Origin of the sequence: Pseudoalteromonas sp. NCIMB 1079 (assembly GCF_040567695.1) — a bacterium.
GTDB classification, from domain to species: Bacteria; Pseudomonadota; Gammaproteobacteria; order Enterobacterales; family Alteromonadaceae; genus Pseudoalteromonas; species Pseudoalteromonas distincta.
Map to the genome: position 1 here is coordinate 690608 of NZ_JBEWZA010000001.1, position 21760 is coordinate 712367.

Genomic DNA, 21760 nt, shown 5'->3' on the forward strand with positions numbered 1-21760 from the left:
CCTATCGATTTAACCTTAGCCGAGCGTCATTTAGCAGTACGGGGCGAGCGGTTAATGCTAATGAGTATATATTATCGATAACCGAGTCTTCGTTTTCTAGTTCATGTTGCTGTATATGTTCTTTTTTAAAGCTATCAGCTATCAAAAATTGTTTTACAGCAAAAAGTGTAAGTGTTAATTGTTCATTAAAGTGAGATAAGTTAATACTTTTCTCATTTATTAAGCTTTTCTCAACACTTTGCGCGCTTTGTTGCAGTAGCTCCAAACCTAATGTGCCGGCAAGGCCCTTAAGTGTATGTACTAGTCGAATTAAGCTTTCTAACTCTCCATTTTTAATTAATATATCAGCTTTAGTCGAAAAGTCATTGTAATCGTTGACAAACTGAGTAAATAATTTAGTTAATAATACGTCATTATTTTCTAGGTTTTCTTTTGCTAAAAGCAGATTTATAGTGCTCAGAGGTTCATTACTTTGCAGATGTTTCTCTATACTTTCGTAAAGCGCATCAAAAATAATCGGTTTTACTAAAAAGTCGTCCATACCCGCTCTAAACGCTGCTTTTTTATCATTAGGATCTGCGGCTGCCGTAATAGCAATTATAGGAGTTTTGTAGCCTCGCTCTCTTAATATGCTTGTTGCTTCTAGTCCGTCCATAACTGGCATTTGAACATCCATAAAAATAATATCGATGTCATTTGTCTCTATTTTATCTAATGCATCACGTCCATTATCAGCAATGATCACAGTCATATCTAATCTTGTTAAAAGGGCTGAGGCTATTTCTTGGTTAATTTTATTATCATCAACAACTAATGCATTAAAACCCGAAAATTTAGGATGGGGCTTTAATTGCTTTTCTTTGAAATTATTGGGTGAAAGCTTTCTTAAAATTTCAACTTCACTATTTTTATTACCAATAATTATAATGTCTATATTTTCATTTTTTGCAATTGGCCAGGAGACTCTTCATCGGTAATTAATAAAATAAGTGTTAATTTTTCATTAGCGGTTTTATTTTGAGCGTACAGTTGTTGTAAAATAAAGTTATCGTTGAGCTCTAATGCCGTTCACTTAAGGTGAGCGGCTTTTTTATTTCTAGCGTACCGCTGTGGTCTTGGCTTGACTGCACGAGGAAAACCTCGATCCCTTCGAGGCTCTAGAATTAGGCTTTCTGCCATCGCATAAAAGTATTTTAATTGACGTGGTATGGCTCCAGGTGTTGAATAAGGTAATCCAACAAGCAACCTCATTATTTGAGCTAAACTACCATTGAAACTCAGTTGGTACGGTAAATAATCACCTTTTAATGTGTGGCACATTTTTACCATCTGATATCGCACCATATTATAAGTAAGCAACACTCCCCACAGCTCTTGCTTTACAAGCGCTGCTTGCTTTACAAGCGCTGGTAAGCGACTTCTTAATGTTAATCGATTGCCCAGCATATATTGCTTTTGTTCCCGATAACCAAGCTCTATCTCCCAGCGGTGACTGTACAAATCACCTATATCGGCTGATAGATATCGCATCGGATCTGTCATAGATGTCATCACACTATATGATTTCCCCTTTATTTTTCGAGTCACTAACCTCGCGATTAAGGTGTTAGGCAGCGTTGGCCACATCTTTCTTGCTCTTGGGTTGCTGCTAAGTTGGACTAATTTATCATTACGCCCTAATGTTTGAATAACTTCATATTGCACATTTTTTTCAGGGGGATTAGCCAATGGCGTTCACTGCCAGTTGTTTGCCATTTATGTAAAAGCCCTAAAGAATAGAAACCTTTGTCGAATAAAGTGAGACTGTTATCGGGTGTGGTTTCTATAAGCTTTTCAGCCAGCACCATTTCATTGACCTTGTAATCATCAAAAGCACTCCCCGTGATTAGGTGGCTGCTTAGCTCCATTTGACACACCATTCTGACCTGTGGGTATTGTGTATTAGTCGGTTTTGTAAAGGCTTCATTGTTTTGGGGTGAGTCATCCGTACGCCAAACGACACCATCGACACCAAGCAAGGTAAGCCCATTCCAATGAGGATGATTAGCGTCATTATTCCAATGCCTTTGGGTGCATTCAAATAAGGCTTTCATGGCGGCTTCACCTAGGTTTTTACGACGCTGAGTTAAAGCACTTGGCGCAACAAATGGCTTACCATCGCGATCAACAATGTCGAGCATATTAACGACATCGGCCATCGATTTGTCATTATAAATAACCATCCCGATCAACAACCAAGCCATCGATTCTAGGGTTAGTTTTCTTTTTCGTAGTGTAACGGTTTCGGTCAGTGCATAGGCTTCTTCGATAAGAGATAAAGGGAGTAAGTCTGCGAGTGTTTCAACGTCATTAGGTTTGATGTTGTTAATAATATCGAGAGCATTAGAAAGTTGCATAAAAAAATCCGAATTCTACAAAAGAATTCGGATTCTTACATACCTAGAAGATCGTTCAAGTGCTATTAACTAATTCTTAAATGATCGGCATTAGAGCCTTGGCTACTCGTTTCTTCTCTTCCAAAAAGACACCACTTTCTCGAAAAGGTGCTCAAGCTATACGGAATGAGAATGCAGATAGAGGCAGGGTTTCGAGACCAAAAAAGTGTTAGGTTCGGCTTAGGCTCAGATCTGCACAGAACGAACAAACTCTATCGATTAGACATACTTTTACTGCTCGCAACATTGGCTCATTGGTTCTCAATGATGCTGGGTGCTGTGATAGACAAAGCAGGAAAGACAGGGGCTTTTCAAGCTAACTCAAGCAAAAACAGGCGAGTAGTGTCATGGGCATTTGTTGGGTTGCGATACTTCAAAAAACAGTCCATTAAGCTGCGGCGGCGAGATTACTTGGAAGGGCTAGCCTATTTCGTACAGGTGGTAGTGCAACTCGATTGGAAAAATATGGATGTGAGTGATGTGATTGAAATTTAATAATTATTTTTGGGGATCCCTTAGGTTTAGAGCGCTGCGGGTTACTAATGTAATAACCTTGGCGAGCAATAAATGCACCAGGCCAGCCTGAAAGCCACCAATTCATATAATCGTACGCAGCATCTTTTGCGCTACTTTGTATTTGTGACGATAAACACATAACACCATGCCAGCCTCGGTAGCCTTCTTTTGGTGCGGCAAATCGTACATTAATATTTTGGCTGTTTAATGCAGACACGGCAGGCGAAAACATACTTTCTATATGGGCTCGTTTACTTTTCATAAATTCAATCGACTCAGGAACCGAGTTCCAATAGCCACTAAAGTGACCTTGGCGTTTAAAGTCGAGTAATATACTAAACAATCTATCAAGTTCTGGGCGGGTCATTGCACCTATATTGTTAAATTTTATAAGTCCTTTACTTTGTGCTGCTAGGGCTAGGTCAAATAATCCAATGGTAGGCGCATTTACAATAGCTACTTTACCTCTGTTCTCGTCATCAAGCAGCCAACTCCAGCTTTCTGTTTCGTATGCTATACCGGGCTTAATAAAGTCGGTGTTGTAACCAAAAGAGTCAACATTATGCACATAAGGTAAAAAGCTAATATGATCGCTTTCTTGTGCGCTTAACGTGCCATCGGGTTGAACATTTAATAATTTATAGGGGGCATCACCTGCACCAATACTTGCAGTTTCGGTTAGTTTTCCCGTTTTAGTAAGTGGATTTATTTCGTTAAAGTAGGTGAGTCGTTTTTTTTCTATTGGCTGAATGGAACCTGCATCCCAAAGCACATTAATGCTGTTTGACCACTGTTCGTATAAATCAAAGGAGCTAGGGTCCATTGATGCCTTTTGCAAAACAGCAGCGCTGCCTGCGGGAGTAAATTCTATATTAATACCCAAGTCACTCATCGCTTGCTTGCGGATAGCCTCTTGGAGTGTTACATGCGTACCAAGCACTCTTAATGTGACTTTTTTTCGGGCAAAAACATAAGGCGCATGTGTTATTGCACCAGCTGTTAAACCTATTGCAGCTAGCTTTTTTAGCGTCGAACGCTTAGGGTTGTCCATGTTAAGCCTAAAGTACTAATGTGTGACATTATGTATAGCTAAGAACTTGTAAAGACACAAGTTGAATGGATAAATTTAAAATTATATAGAATGAAAAATTAGAATATTAGGGTATCAAAAAATAATAAAAACAGTGGAAAAATAGAAGAGTAGAACGAATTTGAAAAGGAGTAGGAAAGTGGTGGAGCTAAGCAGGATCGAACTGCTGACCTCCTGCGTGCAAGGCAGGCGCTCTCCCAGCTGAGCTATAGCCCCACATTCCTAAGTTACATATAATGTAACTGCTTGACTGCTGAGTTCCAAGCGGGACGAACTTTAAGTTTTTTTATAAATTTGGTCAAGTATTTTTTCGTAAATTTTCACTGTTTACGTCAATTTTTGTTAGACTCGGCTTAATTCAAAACTAAAACGATAAAAAACAATGAAAAAATGTGTTCTAGCGCTTATGGTTTTACTCGCTGGCTGTGCCTCAAATGATGAGCCGCCTTTTGAAATAAATAATAAACAGTTTCACGAAAGGCAAGATGAGCAAGGCAATAAGCTTTTTGCTTATGTTGTTTCGGTAAAAGCTAAGCATCGTGAAAACTTTAACTTAGACCGTGGTCCTAACAAGAGACCAAGTCGTGGTGAGGTTAAGCAGTATATAGAGAAAGAGCATTTTGAAGAGTCGAGCATTCTGAAGTTACAGCTAGAAGACCAAGCAGTTGAATTATTAAATCAAGAGCTAAAAGATCGTAAGTATTGCGGCAACAAGCATGAAGTTAATGATGTTTTATGGCGAGATTTGAGTGTACAACTAAGAGGGCGTTGTTTGTAATATGCTGGCTGATAAAACTAAGTTAGCAGAGCTTTTGGCGCACCTAGATATTAACTATGATGTAATAGAGCATCCGCCGCTACATACTAGCTTAGCGGCAGATGAGTTTATGATTGAGCGCCCAGGTACTCGCCTTAAAAACCTATTTTTACGCGATAACGAAGGCAAGCGACACTTTTTAGTTATTACAGCGCACAATAAGCAACTCGACTTAAAGGCACTATCAAAGCAACAAGGGCTTTCACGCTTAGGGTTCGCATCGAGTGAGCGGCTAGCTAAATATTTAAAAGTGGCTCCTGGGTGTGTATCTATGTTGGCTCTTTTAAATGATAAGCAAAACGAAGTGAGCTTATGGGTTGACCAAGATATTTGGCACGGTGATTTGTTTCATTGTCATCCGTTTGAAAACACCCAAACATGGTTGCTTAGTAAAGCTGATTTAGAAACATTTTTTAATTACACAAAGCATCAACCGCGCGTTGTATTTTTACCCTCAAAATAAGCCCACATAATTAACGATAAACCACATAAGCAAACCGCAAGCAGCGTAAACATAAACGCTGTTTGCCCATGATGTTGGTATACTACACCGGGTAATAACGACCCCAATGCGCCACCACTGTAATAAAACGATACATATCCGCCATTGGTTACACTTGGTGGGGCTTTACTGATTTTATTAACGAGCGGTGCGGCAGTTGAATGAATCACAAACATAGCACCGCAAAACAAAGTAAATGCGATTAAAAATAAGCTAAGCTGGTGGCTCATTAATAAAATAATACTCACACTATAAAAACTAAATACCGCAGTTAATAAATGCCAAGGCGAAGGGACTTTTTTAAGCAACCAAGGTGCAGCAATAGAGGCGAGGGCACCAACTAAATAACCACTGTAAACTAAACCTATGTCACGAGTATTGGTAATTAAAAACGTGTTTTGTAATATAAACGGTAAGTAATTAAGTAATGCAGCAAAACAAAAAAACATACAAAAGACGGCACCGTACACTTTAAGGATAGCGCCTTCTTTAAGTTGTTTAATGTAATCGAGTGGGGAGAGCTGCGACTGTGTAGCTGGGTTTGTAAAGCGAGAATGCTTAATTGTCAAAGCTAAGCAAATAAGCATAAAAGCAATTACGTAATAAAAGCTCTGCCAATTCCATAAGTCGCTAAACAAAGCGGCAAACACGCGTCCAAAGTAACCACCAACTATACTGCTACCAATATATAGGGTCATATTTTTTTGAAGTGTATCAGCGCTATAACTCATGCCTATATAGCTAGTCATTGCTGTTAAAGCTGCGGGGAGCGTTAAACCTTGTAAAAATCTGACTAATAATAAAAGCTCAAAGCTAGGTACATAAACAAAAAGTAAGCAGCTAAGGCCTAAAAGCACCATTGCAATACGTAATATAAGTAGTGGATTTATTTTTGCTAAAAATAAACCATAAACGAGCGGGGCAATGGCTAAGGGCAGCATAGTTGCAGTCATTAAGCTGCCAGCTACCGCAGGTGCTACATTAAATTCGCTCGCAAAAAGGCTAAGTAGGGGTTGCGGTGCATAAAGCACAAAAAATATAAATACCGAGCAAACGAGTAGATGAGGTAAACGCATTATATGGCTTGTGCATTTGCTGATTGGTTGCGTGGTATTGTATTAAAAATTGCTTTTAATTCATAATTAAAACCATAGTCATTGCGCTATATCATGGTTTGTTTTAACTAGTTTGCTAGATTAATGTCGATAGCGCTGTTATTTGAACTCGTTGGTGATTAAAATAGCGATAATATTAGTTTTTAGTGGAACAAAGCCATGGGTTCATTACAAGACCAATTGCTTCAAGCAGGATTAACAACATCGCATAATGCTAAAGTTGCTAAATCAGAAAAGCGTAAGCAACAAAAAAAGCAAAAGAAAGGGGCTACTAGCAACCCAAGTGATCTGCAAAAGCATATTCAACAAACCAAGCTAGAACAGCAAAAAAAAGCTGAAGAGCTTAACCAAACACGCCAAGTGAGTTTAAAGCAGCGCGAGCAAGAAGCGCGTGTTAAACAAATTTTAGAGCACCACAACCAAGACGCTATTCGTGGTGAGCGCACATTTAATTTTACTTATCAAAACAAAGTAAAAAATATCGACGTGAACGAGAAAACGCAAAAAGCGTTATCGGGCGGTCGTTTAGCTATTTGTGTACTAGAAGGGCAATTTTACGTATTAGACGACGAACCAGCACGCAAAGTGGCTGAAGTTGACGAAAAGTATATTGTTTTTCATGTAGAGCCAGAAAACAAACCAAAAGATGAAGATGACCCGTACGCAGACTTTGAAGTACCAGATGATATAGTGTGGTAATAGTCTATTAAGGGTAAGCTCATTTTTATTTGTTAAAGTATATAAAAGTGAGACAGAAACGAGTTGGCGGTTTTTGGTTAAGTTGATCGTCTAGCGTCGTTTCGTACGTATGCTTTTTATTTGATTGTTTACTACAATCAATAGAACAGTTTTTCTAACCGTCAAAAAAGAAGAGTAAATACAATGAGCAAGATGAAAACACTACTATTAGGCGCGGGCATTACTTTAGCCGCAAGCTTCTCGTTTAATGCAGCTGCTGCCGATGGCGCTGCACTTTATACCGCTAAAAATTGTCAAACTTGTCATGGCGCTGAAGGTAAAGCACCAATTATGGGTATGTACCCTAAACTAAACGGTCAAAACAAAGACTATTTAGTAGCGCAAATGAAAGATATTAAGTCAGGTGCACGTAATAACGGTATGACCATGGCTATGAAAGCAATGGTTGCAACGGTAACTGATGAAGAGTTTGAAGCAATTGCAGATTACCTAGCTAACGTAAAATAATTTACGCAGTTATACCATTTTAATGCAATTAGTATTTTAGTTTTATAAACAGCCACACAATAGTGTGGCTGTTTTGTTTGGTGTTTGCTATAAAATAGAGACTGCTTTAGACTTCTAAACATCTGTTCGTACAGGTTAATAATGTACGTTTTTAAAAGGCTTATTATGTTTGATTTACCCCAACTCGATTTAAAAAATAAAGTATCAGCACAAGAGTGGCAACTTCGTATTGATTTAGCCGCGTGTTATAGACTGGTAGAGCACTTTCGTTGGGGGGATTTGATCTATACGCATTTATCAGCACGTTTACCTGGCACTGACCACTACTTAGTGAATGCGTTTGGTTTAACCTTTGATGAAGTAACTGCCTCTAATTTAGTAAAGGTCGACTTAGACGGCAACATTATTGACGATACGCCATTTAGTATTAACCCTGCTGGCTTTACTATTCACAGTGCGATTCATGAGGTACGCGAAGACGCTCATTGTGTTATTCACCTTCATACTAAAGAAACAATCGCAGTCGCTACACAAAAAAATGGTTTATTACCGCTTAGCCAGTATTCAATGTTTTCATTGCCATCGCTTTCTTATCATGGCTACGAAGGGCTTGCAGTAAACGACGACGAGCGAAAAGTGCTGCAAGATGATTTGGGCAGCACTAACCATATGTTATTGGTAAATCATGGTGGCTTAACAGTAGGTCCAACGGTAGGCGATGCGTTTATGCGCTTTTATGATTTACAGCGAGCGTGTGAAATTCAACTAGCGCTACAATCAAGCTCGCAAGAGGTGATTGAAGTACCGCAACCTATAATCGACAATATTTATAATCAAGCAAACGTAGTACACAGTGGCAGCACCGGCGGGCAACTTGCGTGGCCTGCAATGTTACGAAAAGCGTATCGACTTGACCCTAGTTTTGCAAAATAACCCATAGCGGTTAATAAGGAATTTTAATGAAAGTAAATCGCGTTGAAGTATTTGATATTCACTGTCCTGATAGACCTTCTTGGACACCTGTGTTTGTACGAATTCATACTGACGAAGGTATTAGTGGTGTTGGCGAAGCCGGCCTTGCATACGATTTAGGTCACAGTGCTGCAGCGGCTATGATTAAAGAAATGGCCGACGCCTTTTTAATCGGCCACGACCCATTTCAAACAGAAAAACTATGGTCTCGTATGTTACGTGAAAGCTTTTGGGGTTTAGGCGGCGGACCTGTTGTATATGCTGCAATGAGCGCAATTGATACCGCACTTTGGGATATAAAAGGTAAAGCGCTTGGTTTACCTGTATACCAGTTATTAGGCGGTAAGGTTAACGACAAACTACGCACTTACGCTTCGCAATTACAGTTTGACTGGGATAGCGAATTTAAAGCGCTAGTACAACCGCAAGAATATGCAGAAGCGGCTTTAAAGGCGATGGCCGAAGGCTACGATGCAGTAAAAGTAGATCCAATTCAGTACGATAAAGACGGCAATACTTATTACGACCGTACAAAAATAATCTCACGTACTGAAATGAAGTTATACCGTGCACGCATGCAAGCTATTCGCGAAGCAGTAGGCGACGAAGTGGATATTATTTTTGAATGCCACAGTTTACCAGGCGTGACAACAGCCATTCAGTTGGGTGAAATTGCAGAAGAATTTGACTGTATGTACTTTGAAGAGCCAGTTAACTACCTAAACCACTCATTACATGCAAAAGTAGCAGATAAAGTTAATGTGCCAATTGCTGGTGGTGAACGTTTGTATAATCGCTGGGGTGTGCGCCCGTATTTAGAAGATCAAAGTATTGATGTTCTGCAACCTGATATTGGTTTATGTGGTGGTTTTACCGAAACTAAAAAAGTGTGTGATTACGCTGATATTTTTGATGTGCGAATTCAAGCTCATGTATGTGGCGGGCCAGTTGCAACTGCAGCATCACTGCACTTAGAAACGGCTATCCCTAACTTTTTGATTCATGAGCACCACACTTATGCGATTAAAAAGTGGAACCGCGAGTTATGTTTACAAGACCCACAACCTAAAAATGGTTTCTTTGAAGTGTCAGAAGAGCCAGGGTTGGGTATTGAATTAAATGATGAGATTGTTATGCGTTCTCAACGCGTAGAAATAAAATAATAGTCTTTTAACCTAACTTAGGTCATGCATTAAAAAGCCGGTAAGTGATTAGTCACTTACCGGCTTTTACTTGTTTGGTAAAGTTTTAGCTTGTTATAACTCGTTAATTCTACATTCTACGTCTTTAAGCTCAATAGTGGCTTTACTATCAAGGTGGCGTATATAGCATTGCTTGCCTTTAATCATCAATTCAAACTGATCGGGTGTATTGCGACTTTGCGTGTCGATAATATTATTACCATCCACATTGCTAAGGGTTACTGTGCTGCTGGTAGTAAATACATTATCAGCTAATTGAGTTTCTTGTATATGTACAAGTGTTTTAATTGCTTTGCTAACGGCTGTTTTATTTGGCTTTGACAGTAGAGCATGTTGCAGCTTAGGTGTCGGATCTGGATTTTGAGATATGCAGCCATTGAGAAAAAACGCAGAAAATACAACGATTAGTAAAAAGTACATTTTCATAAATTGGCCGTATTATTATAAAAAGAGAGTTTAATATAACTAGTTTTACTTAAACTTGGTAGTAGTGCTTAGCGTTTGCATAGCTAAGGTTATGCCATGTCTTATCGTTTGAGCATAACGCCTTATGGGAGTGCCATAGGGTGTTGTAGCTTGTATTTATTTGGCACACAGGAAAGTTGCTTGCAAACATAATACGCTGCTGGCCAAAGTGATTAAAAAGGATATTAAAACACGCTGCTTGTTGCTCACTGGTAAGTTGTAGTAATTCAAAACCAGAGAATTTAATGGCTATGTTGTCGTGCTGAGCAAGTAACTCAACACCTTGTCGCCAATCATTTAAATTACTTGGCAGTCCTGCATGATTAATTATAATTTGAAGCTGCGGTAGCTGCTTAGCGTAGTAAGCTATTTGTTTGGTTATTTCGCTATTTTCAATATCAAATTGAGCTTCAAAATGCAGTTTATTTGTAGCCAATAAATTAAGGTTATTAATACAATGAGGGCTTTTTAGCCTCACTGCATCATCTTTTTCGGTTATATCTCTTATACCACAAAGGGTTGAATGAGCCAATGCATTTAGCGCGTGATTAAATTGCTCTGCGGGCGCATCAATTTGGTTGTAACTAATAGCCTTAAATGAAAGGTTTTTTAAATGCGAGCTTAGCCAGTTTAACTCGTTTATAGGTGATTGATTATCAAACCCAGCCTCAATGTGCACAATACCCGCAAGTTCAAAATCAGTACTTTTAACAAGTTGCTCTGCACTTATTGGTTGTTTAATTTTTTCTAGGTTAGGCCATGTTGGTGGGTTTTCGCCTTGTAGCCAAGTATATTGCCCCTCGGCAAGATTAAAAAAATGCACATGAGGGTCAATAATTTGCATGCTCATTGGGCAGTGTAACCACCATCAATACTTTGTAGGCTGCCTGTAATAAAACTGGCATCGTCACTTGCTAAAAAGCTCACAAGGGCAGCAACCTCATCGGCTTGACCTAATCGGTTAAGCGGTTGAAGACTTGCTTCCTCGGCAACTATTTCTGCTTTGTTTGCGCCACTTTTTGCGCAGTACGCATCTATCGCGTTATGAAATAGCGGGGTTTCTATTGTGCCAGGGCATACCGCATTTACTCTAATATTAAAGCTCGCGTAATCAAGCGCCGTTGTTTTGGCCATTGAGGCAAGGGCATGTTTTGTTAGGTTATACGCAAAAGAGTTTTGCTTACCTATAATTGCTTGATCGGATGCGACTAATATAATAGCGCCGCTATTTTGCGCTTTCATGCTTGGCAACACGCTTTGTACTGCACCATAGGCGCCTTTAACATTAAGCGCAAAAAGTGCATCGAGAGTTTGCTCGTCGGTGCTTTCTATATTTGCGCTTAAGTGTTTTCCAGCATTAGAAACAAGTACATCAATACGTTTGCTTTGTTCACAGATAGCGTTGATGCAGCTTTGTACCGCCGATACATCACTTACATCACACTGATGAAATATACCAGTTTCGCTTGGCTCTATATCAAGGTTATGTACTTTATAGCCATTACTTAGCAAACGCTTTACAACGGCTAGACCAATTCCTTTTGTACCACCTGTAACTACTGCAACTTTAGACATACTTACTTCCTTTATTGCTAACTAGTGAGAGTGACCGCAGCCGCCTTCAGCGTGCACATGTCCGTGAGAAACTTCTTCACTTGTCGCTTCACGTACAGATACAACTTCAACGTCAAACGTTAGTGTTTTGCCCGCAAATGGGTGGTTTAAATCACAATCTGCGTTAAAACGACCAACCTTAACAATAGTAACCTGATGACGACCTTGGTTAGAGCTAACCATTGCTGTCATACCTGGTTTCCATACTTTAACGTCGCCTTGTAGGTGCTTAAGCGGAATACGTTGAATTAAGTCATCAACACGCTCGCCGTACGATTCACTTGGCTCTAGAGTTACACTAAATTTTTCGCCAGCTTCTTTGCCTTCAAGTGCTTTTTCTAAACCAGGAAGCATGCCTTCGCTGCCATGAATGTAAGTAAGTGGCGCTTCGTTTGTGCTACTTTCAATTTGTTCGCCCGCTTCGCTAAGGGTGTAATGAAATTCAACTGCTGAATTTTTGCTAATTTGCATGCTTGTCTCTTCAAATAATAACTATGTTAGGGCGCAATTTTACGCGAAATATACGTGTTTATAAACTTAACGTGGCTGATTTAGTGTTTTTTGTAAATCTAGCAGTAAATCTTTTTTTATTGGTGCTGCTTTTTGCTTTTCAGCCTGTGGTATAAACAGTACTAATTGAGTGCCAGGCTTTAAAATACTTGATGCAGAGAGTTTGTTCCATTTTGCCAAGTCGCTATGAGGTACATCATAAAGCTGACTTATACTCCAAAGGCTATCGCCTGACTTAACTTCGTAATCTATTTCAATGGTGGGAATCGCAATCTCTTGGTGTTCTAAATAAGGGCTGATTTTGTAATCAACAGTTAATGTGCTTGGCAGAGTTTTAGGTTGCCCAACTAATAACTTTTCTCCAACACCTATTAAATTATTATTTTTATTATTAAGTTGTTTCAAAGCTTTTACAGACATACTAAAACGCCTGGCGATACTGTAAAGCGTGTCGTTTTGTTTAACGATGTACTCTCCAGCAAAGTTTGATTTGAAGAACTGACTTTTTAATAATGCTTCTTGCCCTATAGGCAGCAGTAAAGTATGCGGCCCGTTAGGTGAGCTTTGATTTTTTAAATATCCCTGATTAATAGCATGTAACTGCTTTGAACCTATACCAGAGAGCTTGGCAATGACTGAAAAGTCGAACTGCTGACCTATGTTCATCTGTGTTGTAAATGGCTTATATGCAAGCTTTGGGCGTTGAATGCCCTTTTGTGGATGTTTAACTAAATAGCTTAAAGCGAGTAATTTGGGTACATAATCAGCGGTTTCTTTTGGCAGGCTGAGCGACCAGTAATCGGTGCTTTTACCGCGTTTTTTATTTTTTTCTATTGCGCGTTTAACGCGGCCTTCACCACTGTTATAAGCGGCCAAAGCGTGTAGCCAATTACCATCAAAGCGTTTATGTAAGTAACTTAAGTAATCAAGTGCAGCATCGGTTGAAGCAAGTACGTCTTGGCGCCCGTCGTACCATTGGTCTGATTTAACACCAAAGTGATGCGCCGTTGCGCCAACTAACTGCCAAACACCAACAGCTTGCTGTGATGAGGCTATTGTTGGTCTAAAATCGCTTTCTACAAATGGTAGTAATGCGAGCTCCATAGGTAATTGCTTTTGCTCAATTTTTTTTACGATGTGATACAGGTAAGGCGCTGCGCGTTTGCTCACCGTTTGTAAGTAGTTAGGTTGCTTTGCATACCAGCTGATACGCTTTTTTAAAGCGCGATTTTGATAAATCGTAAAGTGTAGATTATTGGCTATATGCACCCACAGATCGGTGGTTTTTAGTGGGCGCTTTTTTACGATTGTTTTTTTGAATTGAAGTGGCGTAACTGCCTCTTTAACTTGAGGCGTTTGAGCTACTTCATCGTCAATATCATAAGTATAGTCAGGCTCAAAATGAGTAAATATTTGTGGAGCTTCTTGTGGTTCTTGCTCCGTTGATTGACAACCAAATAACAAAATACCCAAACAACATAAAACCAAACTGCGCATAGTGATCACTTTTGTAAATTCCTTTTATTATTTTAACACAATCCGTTGTGTTGAGTTATTCTGCGCTTTTTACACGATTTAGGCCTGCTTGTAAAAAAAAGTTACTCGATTTTATATTAAGCGCTTCTTGTTTATAAGGCTCAATAACTGATTCAGGAAACGACAGCATTAACTGCTCAATACTTTGATCTTTATTGTTTTTAACATGCTCCGTTATGGCTGTTAAAAATGATAGCGGCTGTTTCAGCTGCTCTTTTGTTAATGTGCCGCCGTGGCCAGGTATAATAATAGTGAGCTTTTCGTCGTTAATATATTGCTTAAGCAACGTTTGCCAACTTTTAAGTTCACCGTGTCCAGGGTAAGGAAGCCAGTCAACGATATCGCCACCAATCAGCACACTGCCATTATTAGTAGTAATAGTTAAATCACCGTTAGTATGGGCTTGCTGCGGCTCAAGCGTTACCTCAAAACCACCAAGGTCGATAATTTTACGACTATTAATTACTATTTCGGGTTTGCTAAGCTGATACTCCTGCCAGCGAAAAAGTCGCTTTTTTGCAAGCTTTAACTTATCACGCCATTTAGCTTGCTCTTCTTTAGGTACATTCGCTAACCGTTGGTAGCTCAGCTCAATGCTCTTTTCATAGGTGTCTAGTTTGTCGGTATATGCTGTTTGGTAAAGGCTAAAATTTTTATTTACTTGCTGATGAACAACGAGCTTGGCATCAGGATAAAAATTTTGCATAACCGCCATACCTAGCAAGTGATCGTCATGGTAATGCGTGGCAACCAAATAGCATAAAGGTGTTTTAAGGCGTTTTTTTAAATCTTCAGCAAGTTGTTCAACTGCAGCAAAATTGGCACTCGTATCAACCAGTAGGGCACATTTTTCGCCTTCAATTAATACTTGGTTAGAGTCGTAGAAGCGAAGCTTGTCTTGTTGCTTTAAAAACTGAATATGAGGGTTTATTGTATTCCAAGTTACGGCAGCGTAGGTGCTAGGTGCTATTGATAGTAAAGTGCATGCCAATAGTAAGTGCTTACATGAAGAGGTTATGTTTGAAAGTTTTAACTTCATTTATTATCTCTACGCTGAGGTTTAATTACTTTAATAATAAACAAAAAGCGCAGTATGCGCTTTTTATTTTTGGTGTTTGGGGTCATTTGCCAAATGCAGACTGAGTTTATCAATCAATTGGTCTTGATGCTGTTGTTCAACTGTAGCCTGTGTTTTTGCTTCTAGCAATTCGTGGCTTAAGTTTAATGCTGCCATTAGTAGGGCTTTTTGATCGTTTCTAACGGTTGAGCGTTGTTTCATTTGCTCAACTAAGTCATTTAGATTTTTAGCTGCTGCTATTAATGCATCTTCCTGCCCTTCGGGGCAAGCAAATTGCTGCTCTTTACCTAGCAACTCAACAGTGACCCGCTGGTTTTGCAGCTCAGACATTAGCTAGCCTGTTGTGCGCTTTGTAATTTATCAAGAAGACCAGATAAAGTAGTGCTGGCATCTTTTTGCTTTTCTTCATTTTCTAAAGCTTCAAGCTGTAGTAATTCGTTTTCATCGCTTAGTTTAGTGTTCTGTTCTTTTAAAGTAGCAACATCTGTTTGTAATTGATTATTACGTTCGATTAAAGAATCGATCAGTTGTTCGAGTTGTTGAAGAGTAGTGTTGTTCATAAAGGCGCTCATATAACTGTAATTAATGTCATGCAAATGTAAAGCAAAGTGTGTTGATTTGCCAGCATTTACGGTGGTTTTAGCTGATTTTTCTTCTGTGTTAAGGGATAATTCAGCATATGAGCTTTTTCATTCAGAAATGGTTCACTTTAACACTCTCTTATCTTGGTGTAAGTTGCCAAAGCCTAGTGCTTATGGTTCACTTACGATATTAAATTGCGTATGGCGAAAATAAATAATGCTTAGTTACAGACACTCATTTCATGCGGGTAATCCTGCCGATGTACTTAAACATTTAGTACTGGCACAAGTACTAAATTATCAAACAATTAAAGATAAACCGCTTGATTATATAGACACGCATTCAGGTGCTGGCTTTTTTGAACTGGCAGCTGCTGATGCGCAAAAAACGCAAGAGTATCAAGATGGTATTGAAAAACTTTGGCAACATAAAAGTGAACATGCTGAGCTTAATGAGTACATTGAATTAATTAAGTCATTTAACGACACTGACGAACTTGCATTTTATCCAGGTTCACCAAAAATTGCAGAGCATTACTTGCGCCGCCAAGATAAGGGCTGGTTTTTTGAATTGCACCCGCGCGATTTATTATTACTTGAAGAAAACATGCAAGGTAAGCGCTCTATTCGTGTACGTGGAGAAGATGGCTTTACCGGCTTAGTAGGATTATTACCACCAGCATCTCGCAGAGCGTGTGTGTTAATTGACCCTCCGTACGAAATTAAAGATGACTACGAAACGGTTGTAAAAACCTTAGTTAAAGCTCATCAGCGTTTTGCTACAGGTACTTATATGATTTGGTATCCGGTAGTAGACAGAGAGCGCATTGATAATATGGAGCAGGGCTTAATTGATTCAGGAATGCGCAACATTCAGCTATTTGAATTAGGCACTGAAGCGGACACTGACGTACACGGCATGACAGCATCTGGCATGATTGTGATTAACCCTCCATGGAAGCTAAAGCAAACAATGGATGCAATAATGCCTGAACTTGTTGGTTTGTTAAGTGAGCCAAGTGGTTTTTATAGAAGTGAACAACTCGTTGATGAGTAGCTTTAAATAGCGCTTATAACGAATAATAAAATGCCCAGCTTTGCTGGGCATTTTATTTAAAATCTATACGAATGTGTTAGGTAACACATATATTAGGGAGCTAAATATTAATTAAAATAAACTGCGTTAAAAGTAGCAAGCGTATTACCGCTGTTGTTTTTAAGTTTTAGTGACTCGCCTGTAATTTCCCACTTTGAAGTATTGTTAAGTACGTTAGACATAGCTGCCTCTTGGTCCATATTCTCCGAACACATCTTTTTTGTACTCGCTAACTGACTAAGTGTAATTGTGTGCTGCTCGGTGCTATAACTTCCGCTAAAATTATTACAGCCTAAAAAGCCATTAACACGGTAGTCTTTATCGAACTGAATAAACGGCTCTTTAGTTGTAACATTTACTGTTTGAGCATTGATTGTTATTGCTTTCCAGTACGTATTTGTAAGCGTTACGTCTGGCTTTTCAACGGATACTTTTGAAAGCTCAATTTTATAAGGGCCAGTTAGCTGTGATTCTCTAAATGGGTCGTTATTTGTGGTACTTGTGTAAAGTACTTTGTCTTTATTTATGATTCTGGCGCTTAGGCTATAGCGGTGTTTATCGTTAACTTTACTGGCATCATAAGTTAGCTCTACAGTAAATGGTGGGGCTTGGGTTATATCAATCACTTCTTGGGTTATTATATCTGCTTTTACATCCATTTTAGATACATCCGAAAGCGTAACTATTAACTGTGAACTGGGGCGAAGCATACTGCGATCTTTGTAGCTAACTTGGGTAGTTAGAGTCGATATTGATTTTGCTTGCTCTGTATTTTCAGTCGGCTTTGTTTGTTGATCACAACCGGTTATAGCAAAAGCGCTCAGTGCTAATAAACTAAGTCCTGTAAGTGCTTTTTTACGTGAATGTACTGCTTGATGCTTTTCCATGTTTGTTATCCTCACTCAATATTATCCCCCTAGTGTATTACCTAGTGACTTAATCATTCCTTAACTTATTTTAAACATAAAAAAAGGCGCATTAGCGCCTTTAATAATTAAAAACAAACGATTATTTTTTAACAAACTTAGTTAAAATAACTATGCGCTGGCCGTCAACTCGCCCTTCAATATGTTCAGGGTTGCTGGTTAGGCCAATATTACGAACAGCTGTTCCGCGTTTAGCTGTAAGGCTACTACCTTTAACGTCTAAGTCTTTAATTAGGGTAACAGTATCGCCTGCTTGAAGTACTACACCGTTGCTATCTACATGCTTTAAATCGTCATCTTCAGCAAGTGCTTTTTTAGCCCACGTCAGCGTATCTTCTTCAAGGTAAATCATGTCTAGCGCATCTTGTGCCCAGCCATTATCAGGCGCTAAACGCGAAAGCATTCTGTAAGCTACAACTTGTACTGCAGGAGTTTGGCTCCACATGCTATCGTTTAAACAGTGCCAATGCGTAGGCGTTATTTCGCTGTTATTCTCGATTTGATCTTTACATGTTTGACACGTGTAAATACATTTATCTGAGTGGGTTTCAGTTACCGGTGGTACTTCATAAACAGATAAGTTCTCGGTGGCTGCACACAATTCACATTGATTATTACTACGTTCGATTAAGGCTTTTTCAATACTCATGGGGCTCTTTCTGATTCTGGTCGAGTTAACATTTGCTGCTATTATACTCCAAAACACGAGCTCTGCGCCATTAGTCCCTTAATTTTGTGTGGGTATATTACTCATATACTTATCTTCAATAGTTTTTATATATCCTTGAGCGTGAAGGTTTTTAATTGCTAGGTTTATCTGGGGCAATAATTCTTTGTGTTTGCTCAATAAGCGAATTCTTAAAAAACCATGGGAATGCTGTGCGCCAAAGGCAATGTTTATCCCTAACTGCTTTGCCCAATAGAGCGCAGTTAACTTACCTACTAGTGCAGCTTCTACACGGTTTCTTGATAGGGCTGTCATAAGTTCTTTTTCGGATGGAAAGTCAACACGCTCAAAGGTGTTGTCATTAAAGTAATAGTAACCTAGTACCGTTCCTATATTTTTACCCTTCAAGCTATCAGCGCTTTGCCAATGCTGGGCATTTTTAGGCAAGGTAACAATCATTTCTGTGGCATAAATAAGCGGCTCTGAAAAAACATAACGAGGGTCATTTCTCTCACTCTTAGAGAGCCATTCTAATGAAATAACATCAAAATCGATTATTTCATCTTGTAAATATTTGGTAATACGCTTTGTAGGTAGGTCGATATGAGAAGCTGCAATATTGGCATCATCGAGTACTTTTTCAATAATTTCGGGTAATATGCCAGGCTTTTCTGGATCATTTGTATAATATGGATAATGACTCCCTGACGCGCTAACATTATATTTGAGGGGAGTAGGATTAATGCTGGCATAGCTAAAAAATACAAATAGCAGAGGGCTCAGTACTAATAACCGAATAAAGTTAGTCAAATCTCTACCTTTTATATTAATATTTTATATTAGTGTTGTGTAATTTTAACGTTTTTACAATGACGACTATATTTATCTTATGCGTGTTGCATTAAAGTACACATATTATTGGCTGTTTTGCCATCTTTTATTTATAGGTTTAGAGCCAAGTGAAATTACATAACATACCTGATGAAGTACAAAAAATAACTCAGTTTGTTGCGCGGCAACCTATTTTTGATATAGACCAGAATGTTTTCTCGTACGAATTGCTTTATAGAGACTCAGCCAATAATGCGTTTCCTGCAGGCACTTCTGATGTCCATGCGACAAGCCGCCTATTTTTTAATGCTTTAATGTTGGTTGGTTTAGATAGACTTACCGCACATCATTTAGCTTTTATAAACTTGTCATCAGAAACTATTCTCGATAACTTCCCCAAACTTTTATTGCCAGAAAATAGTGTTATTGAAATAGTGGAGCGCACGGGTAATATTCCTGCGGTGGCTGAGCGTGTGCAAGAACTTAAAAAAGAAGGCTATGTTTTTGCACTTGATGATTACGATGGCGATCCAAAATGGGAGCCACTGTTAGCACATGTTGATTACATAAAAATTGAGATAGATGATCCGGTTATTAAAACCAATATGCGCATTAAAAAAATAAAACGCGCAAATCCACATGCAAAAATAATTGTTGAACGAATAGAGACGCATGAACAATTTAATGTATTAAAATTGGCTGGCTGCGATTTATTTCAGGGGTTCTTTTTTTCTCGCCCAGAAATGATTACGTATAAAGGTGTAGAGCCTTCAAAGCTAACCGTTTTTGATCTATTGCGTTTTACAGCAAAAGAAACACTTTGCTTTAAAGAAGTTCATCAACGAGTGGCCAGAGATGTCGCCATAACAGCGAGGGTTTTAAAGCTAGCTAACGCGCGTTCAGGCAAAGCAAATTTAGTCATTACGTCTATTTCACAAGCTGTTATTTATTTAGGTGAGGACACAATAAGACAATTTGTTCGCGTATTAGCAATTAGTGAGTTGGGGGTCGAAAAACCAACCGAATTAACTAAGCTTGCTTTAACGCGGGCTCAATTTATGTCGCTAATATTGGAGCAAAATAATAAAGAGTTGACCGGGCAAGGGTATCTGGTGGGTTTGTTCTCGGTGCTTGATGCTATTTTAGATGCTGAATTAAAAGACATAGTTAAAGAGTTTACTTTAGATGCTGCAATATCTGATGCGTTACTATTAGAGAGCGGCATTTTAGGGAACTGTTTATCGCTTATAAAAGAGTTTGAATTAGATAATATAGATGAAGCTATGGTCCATTTGGCCAACATAAACTCAGAGCTGCATATTGGCGATATATTTAATTTTTTATTGGATGCTGTTTTATACAGTGATGACATTATTGAGGCAATAGCAGAATAAATATGCGTAATTGGTTGTCGGTTATAAGTGTAGTGGTTGCTCTTTGTTTATTGTTTCCTGGTATTACAAAACCAGTATTAACAATAGAGGGTAACATAGATAAATCAAAATTAGCGCAAGCGGGCATTGAAATGCTTGCTGAAGAGGGTGATGGTCGGACTCGTAGCATGCTAATGATGTTCTCGAATATGCTAGGGCTTGATAAGTTAGAGGGCGAGATTAGCGCCTATAACAAAACACAAAGTATTTTAGGCACAGTTAAAGAGCTTGCTAGCAATAATAATTTATTTGTAGCTGCTTTAGTGGGGTTGTTTTCTATTGTTATTCCAAGCTTGAAGCTGCTATTACAATTGCTTTATTGTTGCCTACCTTTGAATGGGTTGAAGCAAAAGCTCGGTCTGGTTATTTGTGCATTAAGTAAGTGGAGCATGGTTGATGTATTTGTTATTGCATTAATAGTGACTTACCTAGCAGGTAACGCTCATGGTAAAAGTGGTGAGCTACTTGTTATGAATGCACAATTTGGTGAGGGTTTTTGGTATTTTAGCGCATATTGTATATTTGCAATTATCGCGAGTAACTTAATTAAAACACCTGATAAACCGCAGTCTACATAATTAAAGTATTTGTGGTTGCTGTTAGGTTATCTTACAATCATTTTAAAATTTATTAAAAGGCATAATGTTGCAACGTTTTTACTCTAGTTTACTCATGATAACTTTACTGCTCACTTTTGTGGGTCAGGCAGTTGCGTCTGTAGCTATGGTATGCGAAATGCCACATTTGCCAACGAAAACAGCAACGCATGCCCAAATGCCAATGACACACAGTAATGATGCAACAGCTGTTGCTAGCATGTCTGAAAATATGATGCAGATGGATTGTTGCGACGACGAAAGTACGCCACAAAATGATTGCAAATGCCCTATCAGTGGCTGCGCTGCTAATTCAATGCTTAATGTTGATACTTTATTTAGCGTTACTTTACTTGAATCTGAAAAAGTAAATATAAGTGTATTTACTACACAAATTAATATACCTCGTTCACTTTACCGCCCTCCTATGTCTGCTTAATAGCAGGATAGGTGTAATATCAATTTTATTGAAAACATGCTCATTCTAGCGAGTTAAATAACTCTCTAACTGCGTTAAAAATTACTTATATAAAGCAACTATACTGCGTAATTTTTTCCTTGTTATAGAGCTA

23 protein-coding genes, 1 tRNA gene and 2 pseudogenes are annotated in these 21760 nt (G+C 38.7%); 10 read left to right on the forward strand and 16 right to left on the reverse strand.

Going from position 1 to position 21760, the window contains the following annotated elements; translation table 11 throughout:
• Position 1: 1 nt before the first annotated feature.
• The 4 genes and pseudogenes from ABX891_RS03200 to ABX891_RS03215 all read right to left on the reverse strand — a co-directional run bounded on the left by ABX891_RS03200 (position 2) and on the right by ABX891_RS03215 (position 4257).
• Positions 2-952, reverse strand: a complete 951-nt coding sequence (locus tag ABX891_RS03200) for an Hpt domain-containing response regulator (RefSeq protein ID WP_354630102.1) — start codon at positions 950-952, stop codon at positions 2-4.
• A 116-nt stretch (positions 953-1068) separates the two neighbouring features.
• Positions 1069-2396, reverse strand: a pseudogene (locus ABX891_RS03205) (IS4 family transposase).
• Between the two features lie 559 nt (positions 2397-2955).
• Positions 2956-4002, reverse strand: a pseudogene (locus ABX891_RS03210) (ABC transporter substrate-binding protein); the annotation flags it as partial.
• A gap of 179 nt (positions 4003-4181) precedes the next feature.
• Positions 4182-4257: transfer RNA gene (locus ABX891_RS03215), tRNA-Ala, on the reverse strand.
• A gap of 166 nt (positions 4258-4423) precedes the next feature.
• Between ABX891_RS03215 and ABX891_RS03220 the strand changes: the two genes are divergently transcribed.
• Positions 4424-4819, forward strand: a complete 396-nt coding sequence (locus ABX891_RS03220) for a putative periplasmic lipoprotein (RefSeq protein ID WP_354628896.1) — start codon at positions 4424-4426, stop codon at positions 4817-4819.
• Position 4820: 1 nt separating this feature from the next.
• Positions 4821-5321 (forward strand): prolyl-tRNA synthetase associated domain-containing protein, encoded by a 501-nt coding sequence (locus tag ABX891_RS03225; protein ID WP_154903604.1) that lies wholly within the window; start codon positions 4821-4823, stop codon positions 5319-5321.
• Here the strand turns inward: ABX891_RS03225 and ABX891_RS03230 are convergent.
• Positions 5288-6436 (reverse strand): MFS transporter, encoded by a 1149-nt coding sequence (locus tag ABX891_RS03230; protein ID WP_309167735.1) that lies wholly within the window; start codon positions 6434-6436, stop codon positions 5288-5290. The two genes, ABX891_RS03225 and ABX891_RS03230, sit on opposite strands and share 34 nt — an antisense overlap.
• 198 nt (positions 6437-6634) lie before the next feature.
• On the opposite strand from ABX891_RS03230, the gene ABX891_RS03235 reads away from it, so the two are divergent.
• The 4 genes from ABX891_RS03235 (at position 6635) to ABX891_RS03250 (ending at position 9816) form a co-directional block, all read left to right on the forward strand.
• A complete protein-coding gene (locus ABX891_RS03235) occupies positions 6635-7174 on the forward strand; it encodes a DUF2058 domain-containing protein (protein ID WP_002957867.1) in 540 nt (179 codons plus the stop codon).
• A gap of 183 nt (positions 7175-7357) precedes the next feature.
• On the forward strand, positions 7358-7681 hold the full coding sequence (locus ABX891_RS03240; RefSeq protein WP_002957866.1) for a c-type cytochrome: 324 nt from the start codon (positions 7358-7360) through the stop codon (positions 7679-7681).
• Between the two features lie 165 nt (positions 7682-7846).
• Positions 7847-8614, forward strand: coding sequence for a class II aldolase/adducin family protein (locus ABX891_RS03245; protein WP_121953742.1), 768 nt, complete (start codon positions 7847-7849; stop codon positions 8612-8614).
• A 26-nt stretch (positions 8615-8640) separates the two neighbouring features.
• Entirely contained in the window at positions 8641-9816 is a 1176-nt protein-coding gene (locus ABX891_RS03250; RefSeq protein ID WP_007375956.1) for a mandelate racemase/muconate lactonizing enzyme family protein, read from the forward strand.
• 93 nt (positions 9817-9909) lie between these two features.
• On the opposite strand, the gene ABX891_RS03255 is transcribed toward ABX891_RS03250, so the two are convergent.
• From ABX891_RS03255 to ABX891_RS03290, 8 genes are all read right to left on the reverse strand, one after another.
• Complete coding sequence (locus tag ABX891_RS03255) at positions 9910-10281, reverse strand: hypothetical protein (protein WP_039489041.1); 372 nt, start codon at positions 10279-10281, stop codon at positions 9910-9912.
• 49 nt (positions 10282-10330) lie between these two features.
• On the reverse strand, positions 10331-11170 hold the full coding sequence (locus ABX891_RS03260) for an amidohydrolase family protein (protein WP_354628897.1): 840 nt from the start codon (positions 11168-11170) through the stop codon (positions 10331-10333).
• Positions 11167-11895: an SDR family NAD(P)-dependent oxidoreductase gene (locus tag ABX891_RS03265; RefSeq protein ID WP_354628898.1), complete on the reverse strand. Its 729-nt coding sequence runs from the start codon at positions 11893-11895 to the stop codon at positions 11167-11169. The genes ABX891_RS03260 and ABX891_RS03265 overlap by 4 nt, the downstream gene beginning before the upstream one ends.
• A gap of 21 nt (positions 11896-11916) precedes the next feature.
• The gene (locus tag ABX891_RS03270) at positions 11917-12405 is read right to left on the reverse strand and encodes an FKBP-type peptidyl-prolyl cis-trans isomerase (protein ID WP_002957860.1); all 489 of its coding nucleotides are present in this window, start codon (positions 12403-12405) and stop codon (positions 11917-11919) included.
• Between the two features lie 66 nt (positions 12406-12471).
• Positions 12472-13941, reverse strand: a complete 1470-nt coding sequence (locus ABX891_RS03275) for a LysM peptidoglycan-binding domain-containing protein (RefSeq protein WP_354628899.1) — start codon at positions 13939-13941, stop codon at positions 12472-12474.
• A 55-nt stretch (positions 13942-13996) separates the two neighbouring features.
• Entirely contained in the window at positions 13997-15019 is a 1023-nt protein-coding gene (locus tag ABX891_RS03280) for an MBL fold metallo-hydrolase (protein WP_165743440.1), read from the reverse strand.
• 63 nt (positions 15020-15082) lie between these two features.
• Positions 15083-15388, reverse strand: a complete 306-nt coding sequence (locus ABX891_RS03285) for a cell division protein ZapA (protein ID WP_024605605.1) — start codon at positions 15386-15388, stop codon at positions 15083-15085.
• Positions 15388-15618: a cell division protein ZapB gene (locus ABX891_RS03290; protein WP_002957855.1), complete on the reverse strand. Its 231-nt coding sequence runs from the start codon at positions 15616-15618 to the stop codon at positions 15388-15390. The genes ABX891_RS03285 and ABX891_RS03290 overlap by 1 nt, the downstream gene beginning before the upstream one ends.
• A 238-nt stretch (positions 15619-15856) precedes the next feature.
• On the opposite strand from ABX891_RS03290, the gene ABX891_RS03295 reads away from it, so the two are divergent.
• Positions 15857-16696: a 23S rRNA (adenine(2030)-N(6))-methyltransferase RlmJ gene (locus tag ABX891_RS03295; RefSeq protein WP_182720368.1), complete on the forward strand. Its 840-nt coding sequence runs from the start codon at positions 15857-15859 to the stop codon at positions 16694-16696.
• A gap of 107 nt (positions 16697-16803) precedes the next feature.
• On the opposite strand, the gene ABX891_RS03300 is transcribed toward ABX891_RS03295, so the two are convergent.
• The 3 genes from ABX891_RS03300 to ABX891_RS03310 form a co-directional block, all read right to left on the reverse strand.
• Entirely contained in the window at positions 16804-17622 is an 819-nt protein-coding gene (locus ABX891_RS03300; protein WP_354628900.1) for an META domain-containing protein, read from the reverse strand.
• A 121-nt stretch (positions 17623-17743) separates the two neighbouring features.
• The gene (locus ABX891_RS03305) at positions 17744-18310 is read right to left on the reverse strand and encodes a PhnA domain-containing protein (protein WP_007586451.1); all 567 of its coding nucleotides are present in this window, start codon (positions 18308-18310) and stop codon (positions 17744-17746) included.
• Between the two features lie 78 nt (positions 18311-18388).
• Positions 18389-19138 (reverse strand): substrate-binding periplasmic protein, encoded by a 750-nt coding sequence (locus ABX891_RS03310; RefSeq protein WP_024595823.1) that lies wholly within the window; start codon positions 19136-19138, stop codon positions 18389-18391.
• A gap of 149 nt (positions 19139-19287) precedes the next feature.
• On the opposite strand from ABX891_RS03310, the gene ABX891_RS03315 reads away from it, so the two are divergent.
• The 3 genes from ABX891_RS03315 to ABX891_RS03325 all read left to right on the forward strand — a co-directional run bounded on the left by ABX891_RS03315 (position 19288) and on the right by ABX891_RS03325 (position 21627).
• Positions 19288-20553, forward strand: coding sequence for an EAL and HDOD domain-containing protein (locus ABX891_RS03315; RefSeq protein ID WP_354628901.1), 1266 nt, complete (start codon positions 19288-19290; stop codon positions 20551-20553).
• A gap of 2 nt (positions 20554-20555) precedes the next feature.
• Positions 20556-21170 carry a paraquat-inducible protein A gene (locus ABX891_RS03320; RefSeq protein WP_182671454.1) on the forward strand — a complete coding sequence of 205 codons (615 nt, stop codon included), beginning with the start codon at positions 20556-20558 and terminating at the stop codon, positions 21168-21170.
• Between the two features lie 94 nt (positions 21171-21264).
• A complete protein-coding gene (locus ABX891_RS03325; protein WP_354628902.1) occupies positions 21265-21627 on the forward strand; it encodes a hypothetical protein in 363 nt (120 codons plus the stop codon).
• Positions 21628-21760 lie beyond the last annotated feature (133 nt).